13 protein-coding genes are annotated in these 16471 nt (G+C 63.5%); all 13 read left to right on the top strand.

Features of this window, described 5'->3' with window-relative positions; translation table 11 throughout:
• Positions 1 to 40: 40 nt before the first annotated feature.
• Positions 41 to 1915, top strand: a complete 1875-nt coding sequence (gene asnB, locus CAY53_RS12345) for an asparagine synthase (glutamine-hydrolyzing) (RefSeq protein ID WP_104937364.1) — start codon at positions 41 to 43, stop codon at positions 1913 to 1915.
• Positions 1916 to 1930: 15 nt separating this feature from the next.
• Complete coding sequence (locus tag CAY53_RS12340) at positions 1931 to 2914, top strand: NAD-dependent epimerase/dehydratase family protein (protein WP_104937363.1); 984 nt, start codon at positions 1931 to 1933, stop codon at positions 2912 to 2914.
• A gap of 254 nt (positions 2915 to 3168) precedes the next feature.
• A complete protein-coding gene (locus CAY53_RS12335) occupies positions 3169 to 3657 on the top strand; it encodes a hypothetical protein (RefSeq protein ID WP_104937362.1) in 489 nt (162 codons plus the stop codon).
• An 81-nt stretch (positions 3658 to 3738) separates the two neighbouring features.
• Positions 3739 to 5496 (top strand): acyltransferase family protein, encoded by a 1758-nt coding sequence (locus CAY53_RS12330; RefSeq protein ID WP_104937361.1) that lies wholly within the window; start codon positions 3739 to 3741, stop codon positions 5494 to 5496.
• A 37-nt stretch (positions 5497 to 5533) separates the two neighbouring features.
• Positions 5534 to 6448, top strand: coding sequence for a glycosyltransferase family 2 protein (locus tag CAY53_RS12325; protein WP_181040309.1), 915 nt, complete (start codon positions 5534 to 5536; stop codon positions 6446 to 6448).
• Positions 6449 to 6501: 53 nt separating this feature from the next.
• A complete protein-coding gene (locus CAY53_RS12320; protein WP_104937359.1) occupies positions 6502 to 8559 on the top strand; it encodes an HAD family hydrolase in 2058 nt (685 codons plus the stop codon).
• Positions 8559 to 8825, top strand: a complete 267-nt coding sequence (locus CAY53_RS12315; protein WP_104937358.1) for a hypothetical protein — start codon at positions 8559 to 8561, stop codon at positions 8823 to 8825. The genes CAY53_RS12320 and CAY53_RS12315 overlap by 1 nt, the downstream gene beginning before the upstream one ends.
• The gene (locus tag CAY53_RS12310; RefSeq protein WP_146106524.1) at positions 8822 to 10717 is read left to right on the top strand and encodes a hypothetical protein; all 1896 of its coding nucleotides are present in this window, start codon (positions 8822 to 8824) and stop codon (positions 10715 to 10717) included. The genes CAY53_RS12315 and CAY53_RS12310 overlap by 4 nt, the downstream gene beginning before the upstream one ends.
• Before the next feature lie 146 nt (positions 10718 to 10863).
• Complete coding sequence (locus CAY53_RS12305) at positions 10864 to 11646, top strand: glycoside hydrolase family 43 protein (protein WP_146106523.1); 783 nt, start codon at positions 10864 to 10866, stop codon at positions 11644 to 11646.
• A gap of 23 nt (positions 11647 to 11669) precedes the next feature.
• Positions 11670 to 12608, top strand: coding sequence for an SGNH/GDSL hydrolase family protein (locus CAY53_RS12300; RefSeq protein WP_104937355.1), 939 nt, complete (start codon positions 11670 to 11672; stop codon positions 12606 to 12608).
• Positions 12609 to 12616: 8 nt separating this feature from the next.
• Positions 12617 to 13372 carry an acyltransferase gene (locus CAY53_RS12295; RefSeq protein WP_104937354.1) on the top strand — a complete coding sequence of 252 codons (756 nt, stop codon included), beginning with the start codon at positions 12617 to 12619 and terminating at the stop codon, positions 13370 to 13372.
• Complete coding sequence (locus CAY53_RS12290) at positions 13369 to 14355, top strand: lysylphosphatidylglycerol synthase transmembrane domain-containing protein (RefSeq protein ID WP_104937353.1); 987 nt, start codon at positions 13369 to 13371, stop codon at positions 14353 to 14355. Before CAY53_RS12295 ends, CAY53_RS12290 begins: the two co-directional genes overlap by 4 nt.
• Positions 14352 to 16469, top strand: coding sequence for a lysylphosphatidylglycerol synthase domain-containing protein (locus CAY53_RS12285; protein ID WP_104937352.1), 2118 nt, complete (start codon positions 14352 to 14354; stop codon positions 16467 to 16469). Before CAY53_RS12290 ends, CAY53_RS12285 begins: the two co-directional genes overlap by 4 nt.
• Positions 16470 to 16471 lie beyond the last annotated feature (2 nt).

Raw genomic sequence — 16471 nt, 5'->3', positions numbered from 1 at the left:
GGACCGGGGCAACAGACAAGCGTGTGCAGGTGGAGCGGGCATGTGTGGAATTTGTGGAATGACCTGGAACGATGCCGCCCTGGTGCAGCGGATGGCCGAGCGTTTGGCGCACCGGGGGCCGGACCAGGAGGGGGAATACTGCGCCGAGGGCATCTCGCTGGGCCACCGGCGCCTGTCCATCATCGACCTGAGCGAGAAGGGCCGCCAGCCCATCTGCAACGAGGACCGGACGGTCTGGCTGGTCGCCAATGGCGAGATCTACAACTTTCAGGAACTCAGGCGGGAGCTGGAACAGCAGGGGCACCGCTTCACCAGTCAGAGCGATTCGGAAGTCATTGTCCATGCCTACGAGGAATACGGCCCCGAGGCTGTGGACCGTCTGCGGGGCATGTTCGCCTTTGCCCTCTATGACAGCACAAAGCGGCGTCTGCTTCTGGTGCGGGACCGCATGGGCATCAAGCCGCTGTACTATGCCGAATGCAGGGTGGATGGGGAGCCTGCTCTGATTTTCGCTTCGGAAATAAAGGCCATGCTCGAATATCGGGGCCTGGAGCGGCGGGTGAACGCCCAGGCGCTCTACGACTATCTGGGCTTCGAGTTCGTGCCCGCGCCCCAGACCATGTTTGCCGGCATCCGCAAGCTGCCCGCCGGCCATCTGGCGCTCTTTGAGCATGGCCAGCTCGCGATCAGACAGTACTGGGATCTTTCTTTTGCCCCCGGCAAGCATCCATCCTTTCAGGAGAGCGTCGAGCGGCTGCGGGAACAGCTTGACTTTGCGGTCAAAAGCCATCTGGTTGCCGATGTGCCCCTGGGCGTCTTTCTCTCCGGCGGACTGGATTCCAGTTGCATTGTCGCACTGATGCGGCGGCACATCGGCGGCCCGCTCAAGACCTTCACCATCGGCTACAGGGACGCCACCTTTTCGGAACTGGACTATGCGGCCATTGTGGCCAGGGAATTCGGGACCGAACACCAGGTCCTCTATCTGGACTCGCTCAACGCCGACTATGTGGAGCAGACGCTCTACCACCTGGACGAGCCCATGACCGACCTGTCCACCGTGCCCCTGTACCTGCTCTGCAGGCAGGCCCGGGAGCAGGTGACGGTCTGCCTTTCCGGCGAAGGCGCGGACGAGAGTTTCGCCGGTTACGACCGCTTCAAGGCCAGCCGCCTGAATCGCTGCTTTTCCCTGCTGCCCGCTGCGCTCCGTCATCGTCTCGTGGGCCCTCTGGTGGAGCGCCTGCCGGATCAGCCCCAGAAAAAGGGCGCGATCAACATGCTGAAGCGCTTTGTCGAGGGCGCGCTGCTGCCGGAGGACGGCGGGCATCTGCGCTGGCAGTATTTTCTGAATAAGCATCTGGAAAGTCGGCTCTTCCAGGACAGTTTCAGGACGGCGATCAATGGCGACCCCTTCTGGCAGCTGCGCGAATATGCGCGGAAGGCCGGGGCCGCCGATGCGGTGAACCGGGAAATCTATCTGGATCTGCGCTTCATGATGACCGACAGCGTGCTCATGAAGGTGGACCGCATGTCCATGGCCTCCTCCCTGGAGATCCGGGTGCCGCTTCTGGACCATGTGCTGGTGTCCTTTCTGGCCAGCCTGCCCGGCGACTGGAAGCTCCACAGGATGACCACCAAGTACATTTTCCGGGCCGCGCTGGAAGGCCTGCTGCCGGACAAAATCGTCCATCGCGGCAAGCAGGGCTACAGTCTGCCGGTCAAGCACCTGCTGCGGGGGCAGCTCAGGGACTATATGATCGAGCGTCTGCACAGCTCCGCGATCTTGCGGGAGTACATGCACATGGACGCCATTGACACCCTGATCGAGGAACACACGGCCATGCGGCAGAACCACAATCATACGCTGTGGGCGCTGCTCAACGTGGCCATCTGGCATGATCGTTTTTTCAACTGAAATTTTGAGGCAAGCATGAAGGTTCTGGTAACAGGCGGGACAGGTTTCACCGGCAAGGCGCTGGTGCGGCGGCTTTTGGATCTGGGCCACGAGGTGGTGGCGCTGGACTATCACGAGGGGCTGAAAACCGAGGAACTCCGGCAGTGGGGCGCCCAGGTGGTCATTGGCTCCGTCACCGACCGGGAAGTGGTGCGCCGCTGCATGGCGGGCGTCGATGTGGTGCAGCATCTGGCCGCAGCCTTCCGGGAACTGAACGTGCCCAACAGCCACTATGACGAGGTCAACGTCGGCGGCACCCGGATCATGCTGGAAGAATCCGTGCAGGCCGGGGTGAAGCGCTTCATCTATTGCTCCACCTGCGGGGTGCACGGCAATGTCGACCATCCGCCGGCGAACGAGGAGGCCCCCATACAGCCGGCCGACTATTATCAGCGCACCAAGTACGAGGCCGAGCCTCTGGTCATGCAGTACCATAAAAACGGCCTGCCCGCCGTGATCATCCGGCCGGCCGCCATTTACGGCCCCGGCGACCCGGAGCGCTTCTTTATGATCTTCAAGCGGGTCAGCAAGGGCTTTTTCCCCATGTTCGGCGATGGCAAGACCCTGTACCATCCGCTCTACATCGACAGCCTGATCGACGCCTTTATCCTGGTGATGGAGCCGGGCAGGGGCGATGGCCAGACCTATCTGATTGCGGACGAGGAGTATGTGGGCATAGAGGATCTGGTGCGCCGCACCGGCCGGGCCCTGGGCGTGGATGTGAAGGTCCCGCATTTTCCGGTGTGGCCCGTGGTTCTGGCTGGCCATATCTGCGAGACCCTCTGCAAGCCCTTCAAAATCACCCCGCCCATTTTCCCCCGCCGGGTGGACTGGTACCGCCAGAACCGCGCCTTCGATATTTCCAAGGCCAAGCGGGAACTGGGCTACAAGCCGACCATTTCCCTGGACGAGGGTCTGCGGCGCACCGGCGAGTGGTACCGGGCGGAAGGATACCTGTAAGCGGGAAGCCGGGCCCTGGCCTGCGTTTTGCTGTTTGTCACCCGGAAGGCAGCGGACTCGCCAGCTTTCCGGGTTTTTTTTGTCCAGACGCCTGGCCCTGCCATGGCGGCCGCCGTGCCCGGAACCGGGCTCTCCTGCCTCGGCAGGCGGAGGTGGGCCTTTTTTGGAACGCCCTGGGGGTGCAAGGAATTCTTTGACTTTTAATGTAAAAAGGGTATAGTCCCTGAAATTTTAACGTAGAAATAGAGTTGAGCATGGGCTCGAAGAAAGTGCGAAAACAGCCAGTCGGCAGACCGCCCAAATTTGAGGAGGCCAGCACGCCGGTCACGGTCACCCTGCCGCTTCGCACCCTTGAAGCGCTGCAGGCCATTGACCAGGACAGGGCCAGGGCCATCGTGAAATGTGTGGACATGGCGGCCGGTCTCTCAGGAGGGCAGGGCAGGCGGGTGGAAACCGTGCGGGCCTTTGATGGCTGCGGTTTGATCATCATTGGTCCCTGTCCCTGTTTGCAGAGGTTGCCTGGGCTCAGGCTGGTGGAAATCGCAGCGGCGCGCTTTCTGCTGGTGGTCATGGAGGGCTATTCCGCGCATTCACTCGAACTGGATATTCTGGATCTCATGGAAGAGCTGGGGCCGGATGAGCAGGAAGAACGCATGCTGCTGGAAGAGCTGCGGCGTGAGCTTTCTCGCTATCGCCGGCAGGACGGCATGAGCAGCGGGGAGATCCTTTTGGTGGACATGTAACAGGAGGCGGCCTGCTGCCCGCGTCTTTGGCTCTGATTGTAAACAGCGTACCGAACCGATTTTCTTAACAGCCCTAAGCCCATGTCCCAGCGCCTTAAATCCGTGTCCGTTTTTGCCGCGCTTCTGTGCTGCTTTGCAGTCTTCAAGCTGCTGACCCATGCCCTCGTTTTATCCAGCTTTTCGCAGATGATCGTGGATGCGGAGCTGGACCACGAAGACCGGCTGGAGCTGTTTGCCTCGCCGCATGCCCGGCTGCAGGACTACGAGCTGGTGGGCGGCCTGGACTACGGGGCCGGTCGGCGGGTCACGCTCAAATTGCCGATGTACGACCATCTGGCCCGGCAGGTCCGGCTCGATCTGGGCCAGCATGCCGGCACGGTCCGGCTCTACAGCCTCACCTTTCTCAGCCATTTCGGCGGGCCCGTCACCTTTGACGCGCCGGCCATCCAGAGGGCCTTCCGGCCCAATGCGGACATCGCCAGCGTCAGGCTGGAGGGCGATGCGCTGGTCCTGGCCACCCAGGGTTCCGATCCCTTTCTCACGCTCCTCCCGCCGCTGCAGACCCGCAACTTTTTTATCGGCTGGATTTTGCCGCTCGCGCACAGCTTCATCTTCTATCTGCTGCTGACCAGATTTCATTTTCGGGACTTTCCGGCCTTCCGCGACATTGCCGGCAAAGTCTCCTCGAGCGGCACCAACTACGGCGCCCTGGACGGCATGCGGGGGCTGGCCGCCCTCACCGTGCTCGGCGAGCACACCGGCGTCTTCAAGGGCACCGGCTGGCTGGGCATTCTCTGGTTTTTCACCCTGAGCGGCTTTCTGCTGACCCTGCCCTTTGTGCAGGAGCCAAAGCGCGCGCTGTCCTTTGACTACATGAGCAACTACATAGCCCGCCGTCTGCGCCGGGTGCTGCCCATGTTCTATGTGGTCGTCACCGTGCTGTTTCTCTTCCGCGGCCGGGTGGTGGAGGCCTTCCGTCACTACTATCTGGTGCAGGCCGACGGGGTTTTGTGGACCGTGCCCCAGGAGTTGTTTTTCTATTTCTGGCTGCCCTTTGCCATGCTGGTCATTGGTCTGGCCTGTTTCGCCCGCCAAAAGACCTGGGCCCTGCTGCCGCTCCTGGGCATGATGGCCTTTGCCTGCTGCCTGCCCGGAGCGCGTCCTGGCTCTGCCTCCATGTTCGACTACGTCTTCTGGAGTCTTTTTCTGGCGCTGCTTGTTGTGACCTGCCGTTTTGCCGGACCCAAAGCACTGGCAGCCCTGTTTCTGCTGGAACTGAGCTTTATCGCCTTTCGCTACCTGACCGTGCATGTGATCTCCCTGTACGGCGAAAATTCGAGTCTGCCGCCCAAACTGGGCGCCTTTTTCTGCGGCTCCGCCTTTGCCTATCTGAGCAGTCTGCTGGCAGAGCGTCTGGAGCAGGAGAAGGGCGGGCGGGCCCCATGGAGGCGTTTTTCCGCAGCAGGCCTGCTGTTGTATGTCGCCCTGCTGGCCCTGTCGGCAAATGATCTGCTGGCGCCCTGGGGCTTCAACCCCAGGCTGTATCCGGGCGCCTTCAGCCTGCTGTCGGGCCTGCTCATTCTGCTCGCGGTTTTTGCCGGCAACTCGCGTTTTTCCGCGGTGGTGGGCTGTCTGCCGCTCAGGGCCCTGGGCGTGGTCAGCTTCAGCTTCTATCTGCTGCATCCCCTGATCCTGCAGGCGGTGAAGGCGGCGAACGCCAGCCTGTTCAACCATATGGCGCTGTCGGGATATGCCAAGTTCACCGTTGTGGGCATCCTGACCTATATCGTTGCGGCCCTGACTTATACCTATATTGAACGGCCCTTTGTCCGCCGCTAGGCAGGGCAGCCGATTTGCCCCCGAGGTGCAGCCAACCGTGAAGAGCTCCCTGGTTTCCGTCATCATCCCGGCCTACAATCACGAGCGCTTTGTCGGCCCGGCCATAGAAAGCGTGTTGCAGCAGAGCCATGCCAATATCGAACTGATCGTTGTCGACGATGGCTCCACCGACGCGACGGCCAGGGTCATCAAGAGCTATGCCGATCCGCGGCTGCGCTACGTGTATGAGGAAAACCAGGATGCCTACAATGCCCTCAACAATGGTCTGGCCCTGGCCCGGGGCGAGTTTGTCGCCATTCTCAACTCCGACGACATCTTTGCCCGGACGCGCCTCGAATGCCTGCTGGCCGCACAGGAGGAGAGCGGCGCCCAGTGCCTCTTTACCAGAGTGCGGCTCATCGATGACGACGGCAGAGAGCTGACAGATCCCGAACTGTGGTGGAACCGCTGGTATGAGGATGGTCTGCGCCGCTTTACCGACTGCGGCGATCTCTACACCACCTTCCTGCAGCGCAATGTCCTGGTCACCACCTCGAACCTGTTTCTGACCCGGGCCGCGGTGCAGCGGGTGGGACAGTTTTGTCCGTTGCGCTATCTGCACGATTATGACTATATGTTCCGCGCTCTTCTGGCCCTGCCCGGTCAGGTGCGCTTTTTGCACGACGCGCCGCTGCTCTGCTACCGCATTCACCAGAGCAACACCATCAGCGAGGCGGCCATAAGCGGCCGCGAGCAGGATCAGGCCGTGATCCGCAAGTATCTTCTGGCCCGGATGCCGGAAGAACTGCAGCCCCTGGTCGATGCCGGCACGGGCCGTCTGGTGGAACTGGAGCGGGAACTGCTGCAGGAACGCCTGCGCCGGGATGGCGCGCCCCTGCCGGGCATCCGCGTGCAGGCCGGCAATCTGCTGAAAAGCTGCGGCCGCCGCCTGCGGGAGAAACTGCGGCGCTGAATGCGATCTCTGCCCATACTTTCTTGTCATGCCGATTGCCTGCTGAAAAGTCCATGAGCTGGAAAACCTGTTACAGCATAGGGGAACTGCTGGCCGCAGCCGAGGAGGCCGCCCGGACCTGCACGGCCATTTCCTTCGACCTTTTCGACACCCTGCTCATTCGCCGGACCCATGACCCGGATCTGGTCAAACCGGCGACGGCCCGCTTCATTGCGGAAAAGCTGGCCGCCCTGGGCCGGGTGGTCAGTTGGGAAGAGGTGCAGGATCTGCGCGACAGGGCGGAGCGGGAGCAGCGCGAGGCCACCGGCCGCCGCTTCGCCGATCAGGAGGCCCGTTACCCGGATTTCATGACGCAGCTCCTGCGGCAGCTCTTTCCGGGCCAGGACGTCACGGCCCTGCTTGCCGAAGTGACCGGATACGAGCTGGACATGGAGGCCGCCATGCTGGTGCCCCGGGCCGGACTGGTGGAGTGGCTGCGGCGGATGCATGCGGCGGGCAGGAAAATTCTGGTGCTCTCCGACGTCTATCTGCCGGCAGAGCACCTGCGGCGGCTGATCGAAGGGGCGGGCTTCCTGGACGCCGTGGACAGCGTCATCTCCTCTGCGGACAGCTTTCTGGCCAAGGCTTCCGGCAAGGCCTTCCAGCTCGTGCAGGAGCAATACGGCCTTGATCGCGCCGCCTGGCTGCATATTGGCGACAATCCCCACTCCGACGGGCTCAAGCCGGCGGAATTTGGCCTGCGGGCCCTGGTGCTCAGGGATGCGGGGGAGAAGCAGCGCAAGTCGCTGGAAAAGCGCTATTACAAATACTCGCTGGGGCAGCCCTTCTGGCGCGGCCGCGATCTGCAGCAACTGTGCCTGCCCCTGGAGGCGGAAAATGTGCCCAGGCCCTTTCTGTACCGCTACGGCTTTCTGGTCCTAGCCCCGCTGCTGGCGGCCTTTGTGCAGGGCGTGCTGGAGGAGTGCCTGAAGAGCGGCATCGGCAGGCTCTACTTTTTTTCCCGGGAAGGCTGGCTTCTGGAAAAGATCTGGCATCTGCTCGCGCCGGTGCTGCATCCGGCAGTGGCTCTGCCCAGGGCATCCTATCTCTACGTCAGCCGCATGGCGCTTGCCGGGGCCAGTTGTGCCCATCAGGGCATGGTGCAGAGCAGCGCGGACATCGTGTTTCTGCCTGCCGGCAACCGGGATTTCCGCGACCTTTGCCGGGTCTTTGCGCTGGATCCCGCGCCCTTCGCGCCCCATCTGGCCCGCCAGGGTCTGGCCGAAGACACGGTGCTTTCCGACAAGCACAAGGGCTATGCCCTGGAAAACCGCAGGCGCTTCAACCTGCTCTTCCGCGATCCCCTCTTTCAGGAGGAGGTGAAGCGGCAGACCGCAGACAGCAATCTGGCCCTGCAGCGCTACCTGGAGGCTGAGGGCTTTTTTGCGGAGTCCTCCGTGGCGCTGGTCGACATCGGCTGGATGGGCACCATCCAGCGTTTTCTCTTTGACGCGGTGAAGCATCGTCCCGACGTGCCCGCCTGCCGGGGTTATGTGCTGGCCGCGACCCGGGGCATTGTTTTCCCCGAGGAAGCGAAGAACAGCCTGCGGGGGCTGCTCTATGACCGCGACCGCTTCGATCTGGCCGGGTCCAGCATCCTCTACGCCCGGGATCTCTTTGAAGAGGCCTGCCGCGCGCCCTCTCCCACCCTGAACGCCTATGCCCTGAAGGGGGCCGGCTACGAACTCCTCTTCCGTACGACCGAGGACAAAACCGGGCGGGCGGAGCAGGAGCAGGACGCCTACTACGCGCCCCTGCAGGAAGGCATCCTGGATGGTGTGCGGCGCTATGCCCCGGCCGCGGCCGTACTGGGCTGGACGCTGAAAGATCTCAAGCCCTGGCTCAACTACCTCATGGTCAGCCGGCTGGCCTTCCCCAAAACCCGGGAAGTGGTGGCGATCAGAAACCGCCACCATCTGGACGATTTTTACGGGCAGCACCAGCCCGTCAAAAGGCATACGAGGGCTGACCTGCAACTGTGGGACCGGAGTGCGGCCGCCCTGTATTGCAGGCCCTTCCTGCGCCTGAAGTATTTTGTGCAGGGCATCCGCCACCGACTGCGGGAGGAATGATGATGCGGGAGCGACCGATAAGCACCAGGGGTTTTGACATGGAGGAGCGGGAGATCTTCAGAATTTTCCGCTGTTACGCCTTGAATCGTCTGCTGCCGCTGGGCTCCTTCGCCGGCTTCACCCGGTGCCGGCAGTTGGCGGTGCTGACCCTGCTGCACTACGGCAGGCCGCTCTTTGCCCTGCTGATTCCCCATGAGGCGGCTCTGACCCGTCTGTATGCCCGCCTGCGGAAGAAAGGGCAGCCTGCCGCCGGGAGGGAGGCGTGATGCAGCCACGGGCGGGTCGCAAGCTGCATCTTTTGTGGCTGGCGCTCTTCGCCCTGGGCTGCGCCGTTCTCTACCATGTGCTGGCGGAGCGCCAGGCGAGCGTCGAGCTCAATGTGCAGGTCGAGGCGCCGGCCTGTTTCAAAATCTACTGGCTTGGTCAGGATCCGGAAAGCGTCTGGAGCGAGCGTCATTCCCGGCGGCTGCTTCTCAGGCCTGAAAAGCACTTGTACAGATTCAAGCTGACCGATCTGTCCAAGGTGGCGCTTCTGCGCATCGATCCCAGCGAAGAGGAACGCAGCCGGGTGAGCATCCGTTCCATCACCCTGACGCAGGACGGCTATGCCCCCATTCATCTGGCCGGCCGCGAGGGCCTTTCCCGTCTCGTTTCGGGGGAGCAGGACATCGAGGCCCTCTATCTGGCTGATGATGGGCTGACGGTGGTGCCCTCCGGCAGGGATCCCCAGCTCTTTTTCGATTTGCCGTCCGCCCTCCGGACGAGGGGCCATTCCCGGGCCGGGGCCTTGCTGCCCCTGGCCCTGGTGTTTGTGGGCGTCCTGCTGGCCGGTCTGGTGCTGGAACGCTGCTTTGAGCGGGGCGACACGCTCATTGTTGTCTGTCTGGCCATGGTTTTTGTGCTCATTGCCTGCATGGCCACCCTCAGCCGCGTTGGCGTCCACCCCGACGAGGGGGTGCATGTGCGTGCGGCCGATTATTTCCAGCAGCATGTGCTGCCGCCGCCGGTCGGCGCCCCAGACATCCGCAACACCTACAGCGTGTACGGCGTGTCCCGCCTGCACTCCGGGGAAATAGCCTATCTGTTGCTGGGCAAATGCGCCCGCCTCTTCCATGCGCTGGCGCTGCCCTCCTACATGGTGGAGCGCTATTGCAATGTGGCCTTCTGGGGGCTGTTGTTGCTGCTGGCCGTGGCCTGTCGCGATTTTCGTCTGCTCATGCTGCCGATGCTGCTGTCGCCGCAGATCTGGTACATCTTCAGCTATGTCAATTCGGAGGCCTTTGCCTGCCTTGTCATGATGCTGGCAGCCTGGCAGCTGGCCAGTCCGGAATCGGCCTGGAACCGGCTACTGGCAGGGGGCGCGGACGGAACCAAAGCCAGTCCTCTTTCCTATGTCTGGCTGGGGCTCCTGTTCGCGCTGTTGCTCCTGATCAAGAAGAATTTTTACTTTTTTGTTCTTTTTTTGGGCGGCTACGTGCTTTGGCGCCTGCTGTGGGGCTACACGCCCTGCCAGCGCGGCACGCTGCGCCGTATGGCCCTGGTGCTCCTGATTGGCCTGAGCGTCTTCGCCGCCGTGCGCGGCACAGACGAGTACATCAATGGCTTTGACAAGGAGGCCAGATTGCTGCAGGCCCGCTATCACTATGCCGGGGAGCTGTGGAATCCGGGGACCCCTCTTGAACAGCGGCACGGGCACCTGCAGATGCGGGAGCGGGGCACGAGCGCCGCGCGTTTGATGTGGATCGACGGCTGGGGCGCCAAGTCTTTTCACAGTGCCTTTGGTCTGTACGGTGAAACCTCGGTCAGTGCCGCGCCATCCTACTACCGGCTGGTGATGTATGCGGGCCTGCTGCTCCTGGCGGCAGCGGCGGTCTCGGTCCTGGTGCACGGCGGCTGGCCGGGCATAACGCTGGCCTGTCTTGGCCTGATCTGTGCCTGCGCCCTGATGGCGGTGGATTTTTACCATGCCTGGACAGTGGATTTTCAGCCCCAGGGCCGCTATCTGCTGCCCATTGTCGGTATGCTGGGCGTTTTGTGCCTGCATGCCCGCGCCTATCTGTTCAGGAGCGTGGCGCCCCTGCTGTGCGCGGCCATGTTCCTCCTGTCCCTGTACAGTTTTGTCTGTGTGGGGCTGGCCGGGATCGGCAAAATCTGCTGAGCGCAGGGCCGCAGCCGGCGGCTTTCGTGGTGGCCGCGCACTGTGTTTGGCGTGATGTTCCTGTTTTTTTTTGCCGCCGAACACGGTATGTTCGAAGCGATTTTCTGCCTGGTGTTTTGCCGGGCTTTCCATGAGGAGGTATGGGTATGCGGGGATCTTGGCAGGCGCTACAGGGCTGTGCCTGGGGACTTGCGCTTCTGGGGCTGTGCGTCTGGGCCGGGCCTGCTTTGGCCCGGGAGGCGCCGGCAAAGGCTGCAGTCAGCCGGGACATGGTTTGGACGGTTTCGTCGGGGAATTGGCGGGCCATCTATTTCAGCAGTCAGGACACCAGGGGGCGCTGGACCAAGCCGGTGCAGCTCTCGGAGGGTGGGGTGGACAGTCTTTTGCCCTGCATCGTTGCCGGCCCCGCCGGGAAGAAATATGCGGTGTGGGTGATCCGCGATGAGCTGCGCCTGACGATTGCCTATGCGGTTTTTGATGCCCATGCCTGGTCGGAGGTGCGGCTGGTGCCCGACCTGCCCGAAGAGGCCACCATGCCCTTTGTGGCGGTCGATAATGCCGGCGTGCTGTGGCTGGTCTTTGCCGGCAACGATGGCGCCACCCAGGATGACATCTACTGCATGCGGCTGCGGCAGGGCAAGTGGAGCAGACCCGAGCAGGTCAACTTTGGCAACGATGTGCCGGATATCAATCCCTGCATTGAAATCGACCGCAAGGGCGCTATCCAGATCACTTGGGAGGGCTTTCGCGATGGGGCTTATGTCCTTTTGACTTCGCGCTTTGCAGGTGACGGCTGGACTGAGGAACAGGCGCTCTCCACCGGAGAGCTGGAGCGTCTGCAGCAGCAGCGTCAGCAGTTTTCCGAGGAATCCGTGCCGAATTTCGTTGCGGATCGCAGTATGCTTTTTATTCGCAGCAACAATGAATAACCTTCTTCCTTCAGGTCTTGAAAATGATGCTAAACCGTAGTGTAAAGCTTGTCCCTCTGGCGGCCCTGGTGGCCATGTTGCTGGCGCAGCCCGCTGTTGCCGACACCATCCTCTGCTTTGGCGATTCCAATACCCACGGCGGCTACGGTGGCGGCACCGGCTACCCGGTGTTTCTGCCGCCTCTGGTAGGCGGCTATTCGGTGGTGAGCTCCGGCCGGGGCGGAGAAACGACCGGCCAGGGTCTTGGCCGCATCGCAGGCGAGATCGCGCGGCACAAGCCCAGCTACGTGCTCATCATGGAGGGCACCAACGATGTCTCCGGCGGGATCAGCAGGATGACCGTGGCCCACAACCTGAGCCATATGGCCTCGATCGCGCGGAGTCACGGGGCCATCCCCGTGCTGTCCACGCTGCCGCCGTACACGAAGTACAGCGCGGGCGCCCAGGTGCCCGCCTACAATGCGAGTATCGCCTCCGCGGTTTCTTCCGCCGGCGTTACCCTGGTGGACTCCTACGGCAACCTGATTGGCAACTGGCCGAACCTGAATACCGACGGCATCCACACCAATGCGGCCGGGGCCCGGATCGTGGCTTCAACCTTTGCATCGGCCGTTTCCGGGAAGAGCGACGGAGGCGGGGGCTGCTTCATTGCCACCGCTGCCTTTGGTTCCTATATGGAGCCGCATGTCATGGTGCTGCGCCAGTTCAGGGACAGGCTCCTCCTGCCGAACCGGGCCGGACAGTGGCTGGTGCAGCAGTACTATCGCCATTCGCCGCCGCTGGCCGACTGGATCGCGGCCCATGACTGGGCGCGGGCCACGGTGCGTCTCCTGCTGCTGCCGCTGGTGGGCCTGGCCTGGCTGGCGGTCCATGCGCCCCTTGCGCTGCTGGGCGCTTCGGGGGCGACCCTGCTGGGCATTCTGCTGCTGCTGCGCCGGCGCAGAGCGGCCTGCCTGGCCTGAACGGCCGTATGGCCATGCAAAAAACCCACGCCGCCATTACCGGCAGGGCCAGCGCACTGAGGAAGTATCAGGAGGTCATTGTGGGCCGTTTCGGTCTGGGCTTCCTGCTTTACTTCGAATTCTGCACCTGGCTCGGCGGCATTCCCGGCGCCCTGGGCATCGCCCTGCGCGGCCTGTTCTGGAAAAGGCTCTTTGCCCACTGCGGCCCGGGCGTACTGTTCGGGACCCGCATCATTCTGCGGCATCCGGGCCGTATCCGGCTGGACGCGGATGTGGTGATCGGCGATGGCTGCATTCTGGACGGTCGCCACGAAGACTGTTGTGAGAGCATCGTTCTGGGCAGGGGCACGATGCTCTCCAACGACGTGATGCTGTCCTGCAAGGGCGGGGCCATCCGCGTGGGCCGCCATGTCGGCATCAATGCCCTCAGCATTGTCCAGTCGGTCGGCGCTTGCGAGGTGCGGATCGGCGACGACTGCGTGATCGGTCAGTCCTGCCTGCTCATTGGCGGCGGCAGCTATGCGATCGGCGACACGGACAGTGGCCTGATTCGCGAGTGCCCCATGGTGCAGGACGGCGGCGTGACTCTGGAAAACAACGTCTGGCTGGGCGCCAGGGTGACGGTTCTGGGTGGCGTGCGGGTGGCCTCCGGGGCTGTGGCGGGCGCCGGGTCCGTACTCACCAGGTCCGTGCCGCCTGGGGCCGTGTGCGTGGGTGCGCCGGCACGGGTCATCAGAACGCGCAAAGCGCCATCTGAAACGTGAGCGGAGTCCGACCTCATATCCTGCTGTGCCTCAAAGTTGCGGTCAGCCTGGCCCTCCTGCTGTTGCTGTACCGGAATACGCCGGTACAGCAGATTGCTGCGGTTCTGGCGCAGTGCCAGCTTCTGCTGCTCCTGCCGGTGGGGCTGCTGCTCCTGCTGAACACCACGCTGAGCGCCCTCAAGTGGCGTCTTCTGCTTTTGAGTGATCACATCGATATTCCCCTGATCAAACTGGTGGTGAGCTACCTGATCGCCGCTTTCTTCAACCTTTTTCTGCCCTCCAATATCGGCGGCGATTCGTACCGCATCTACGATATCATGCAGAAGAGCGGCCGGGGCGCCAGCACCGCGGCCTCGGTGCTGGCCGACCGGCTGAGCGGTTTTGTCGCCCTGGCCTGTCTGAGCCTCGGGGGTTCGGTGTTTGTCGCCATCCGGCTGGAACGGCCGGTGCTGGTGATCCTGCCGCTTTTGGCCCTGGCGGCCCTGGCCCTGATCCTTGTCCTGCTCTGGCTGCAAAGACCGCTGCTGCGTCTGCTCCAGGTGCTGCGCCTCGATCGTATGCCCAGGATGCAGGACTTTTGCGGGCGCTTTTTCGCGGCCTTTGCCCGTTACGGCGCCGAACCCCGCATGCTGGCCTGGGTGCTGCTTATTTCCTTTGCCTTCCAGTTTCTGCTGGTGGTGGCCGTGTACCTGATGGCCTGGGCCCTGCACGCCCACGCGCCCTTTGTGTACTTTCTGGCCTTTGTGCCCCTGATTACGCTCATGGAGGCGCTGCCGGTTTCGGTCTACGGCATCGGGGTCCGCGACATGGGCTATGTGTTTTTTTTCCAGTGGGCCGGTATGGGCGAGGCCTACACGAGGTCGCTTGCCGTGGTCTTTCTGGCTGTGACCCTCTGCTACTCGCTGATTGGCGGACTGCTCTATGCCGGCCGGATCTTTGCGGCGGGCCGGCGCGCCCGGGATGGGCAGGCGGGTTCGTCATGAGGGCAGAGGGCGCGATGCGGAGGACCTGCGGCCATCTCCTGCTGGCGCTGCTCGTCTCGCTTCTGCTGCTGGGCCTGCTGGCGCGCAGCGTGCCAGGCGAGGGGGCCTTGCCCTTCTTTTCGCGCCTGCTGGTCACGCTGCAGCACCTGGCCCTGCCGCTGGTCGCGGTCTATGTGGGAGCCTCCCTGCTGCGCAGCCTGCTGCAAACGGGCCGCTACCGCCTGCTCCTGGAGCACAGCGGGCCGGAACGGCCGGGTTTTCTTCCGGTCTTTCTGGTGACCATGAGCCGCAACATGTTTATCGACCTGCTGCCGGCGCGGCTGGGCGAGCTGAGCTTTGTGGCCATGCTGAACCGGGGCTGCCGGGTTTCGGCTGCCGCCTGCCTGTCCGCCCTGGCGATTGCCTTTCTCTTCGATTTGCTGGCCCTGGCCCTGATTCTCGTCGTGCTGCTGGGCTGGCAGCTCGTGCAGCTCAGGCCCCAGTGGTGGCTGATCGCCGTCATTCCGCTGCTGCTGCTCTTGGTCCTGGCCGGTTTCGCGGCGCTTTTCCCGGGCCTCAGGGGCTGCGAGGCCCTGCTGCGGCGCTGGAGCGGGGGCAGGAGCTGGCCGCTGCTCAGGAAGCTGGGCGGCCGGGCCATGGCTTTTGTTTCAGCGCTGATCCAGGCTCTGCAGCAGGCGCGGGCAGCCGGAATTTCGGGGCGGCTTTTGGCCTATTCCCTGGCCGTGCGGCTGGCGAAGTATCTGGGCCTCTACAGCCTTTTTTGCGCCGTGGCCATGCTCCAGTTTCCGGAGGTGGACACGGCCCTGACGCCGGTGCTGATGGCGCTGGTCAGCGGAGAGGCGGCGGCGGCCCTGCCGGTGCCTGCCTTTATGGGCTTTGGCGTTTACGAGGGCGGCGGCATGCTGGCCCTGAGCGCTCTGGGCGCCAGCCGGAGCGCGGCGCTCGCCATCATGCTGGGCCTGCATCTGCTCAGTCAGGCCGTGGATTACGGCCTGGGCTGCGCGGCTCTGGTGCTTTTCGTCGTGCTGGGCAGCGGCCGGGCTGCGGCAAAGGGGGCGTCGGATCCCGGGCGCCGGAAGCGCCGGCTGCTCTTTGCTCTTTTGCTTTTGATGCTGGGGCTGGCCGCCGCTTTGGTGTCGGTGCGGGAGCTGCGCCACTGGCAGCGCCGGCAGGCCATGGCGCCGCCCACCAGCTTCGGCGAGACCCTGCCCGGCGAGTCGGTGCAGTCCGGGCACTTGGCGCAGATCCTGCGGGGCCGCCGGGGCTTTCTGGTGTGGAGCTCCAACCGGAGCGGCAATCATGCCCTGTGGCGTCTCGACCTGCCGGAAGGCCGCCTGAGCCGCCTGACCGATGGCCACCATGCCGCTGCTTTCCCGCGCATAGCTCCGGACGGGCGGCGGGTGCTTTTTGCCCGCTCCAAAACGCGGTGGAACTCCCAGCGGGACCATCTGGCCTGGGATGTGTATCTTTTGGACCTGCAGAGCGGGGCTGAGCGGCTTCTGGCCAGGGACGGCAATGCCCCGACCTGGTCGGCGGATGGCAACAGCGTGTTTTTTCAGCGTCAGGGCCGGCAGATGCTGCGTCTCGATCTGGCAAGCGGCAGGGAGCAGCTCCTGTTGGCGAGCGGCGGGAATCTGGCCGTGCCGCAGGATACCTGGCTGGAAACGCCGTCGCTTTCGCCGGATGGCAGGCGGCTTGCCGTCACCCTCAGGGGGGCCAGGCGCGCGACCGCGGTGGTGGATCTGGCCGACGGCGCGCTGCATCCCGTGGGCGATGGCTGTCAACTGGCCTGGTCGCCGGATGGCAGCTACCTGTTCAAGGTGGATCACGGCGGCCGGCAGCAGAACGCCTTTTACCGGCTGGATGCCCGGACGCTCGCGCCGCTCAAATGGCTGGATCTGCCCGGCGAGTTCAGCCACGAGTATTTCCCCAGGGTCGCGGGCAGCGGCGATCTGCTGGTCTTTGCGGCCAGCCGGGGCGATCATGAGCATGACAAGGCGGATTATGAAATTTTTCTCTGGCAGATCGGCCGGCCGCCGGCAGAGGCGCTGCGCCTGACCTTTCACAGCGGCAACGACAACTGGCCCGATCTGTATCTCTATCCTGAACCTTAAAA

This window comes from Desulfobulbus oralis (assembly GCF_002952055.1).
GTDB lineage: Bacteria > Desulfobacterota > Desulfobulbia > Desulfobulbales > Desulfobulbaceae > Desulfobulbus > Desulfobulbus oralis.
The sequence above is the reverse complement of the archived record's forward strand: the minus strand, read 5'-3'. Positions and strand labels throughout refer to the sequence as shown.

Coding starts and splice junctions, on each gene's coding strand:
- asnB (WP_104937364.1), top strand. CDS start 41: ATGTGTGGAATTTGTGGAATGACCTGGAACGATGCCGCCCTGGTGCAG.
- CAY53_RS12340 (WP_104937363.1), top strand. CDS start 1,931: ATGAAGGTTCTGGTAACAGGCGGGACAGGTTTCACCGGCAAGGCGCTG.
- CAY53_RS12335 (WP_104937362.1), top strand. CDS start 3,169: ATGGGCTCGAAGAAAGTGCGAAAACAGCCAGTCGGCAGACCGCCCAAA.
- CAY53_RS12330 (WP_104937361.1), top strand. CDS start 3,739: ATGTCCCAGCGCCTTAAATCCGTGTCCGTTTTTGCCGCGCTTCTGTGC.
- CAY53_RS12320 (WP_104937359.1), top strand. CDS start 6,502: ATGAGCTGGAAAACCTGTTACAGCATAGGGGAACTGCTGGCCGCAGCC.
- CAY53_RS12315 (WP_104937358.1), top strand. CDS start 8,559: ATGATGCGGGAGCGACCGATAAGCACCAGGGGTTTTGACATGGAGGAG.
- CAY53_RS12305 (WP_146106523.1), top strand. CDS start 10,864: ATGCGGGGATCTTGGCAGGCGCTACAGGGCTGTGCCTGGGGACTTGCG.
- CAY53_RS12300 (WP_104937355.1), top strand. CDS start 11,670: ATGATGCTAAACCGTAGTGTAAAGCTTGTCCCTCTGGCGGCCCTGGTG.
- CAY53_RS12295 (WP_104937354.1), top strand. CDS start 12,617: ATGGCCATGCAAAAAACCCACGCCGCCATTACCGGCAGGGCCAGCGCA.
- CAY53_RS12285 (WP_104937352.1), top strand. CDS start 14,352: ATGAGGGCAGAGGGCGCGATGCGGAGGACCTGCGGCCATCTCCTGCTG.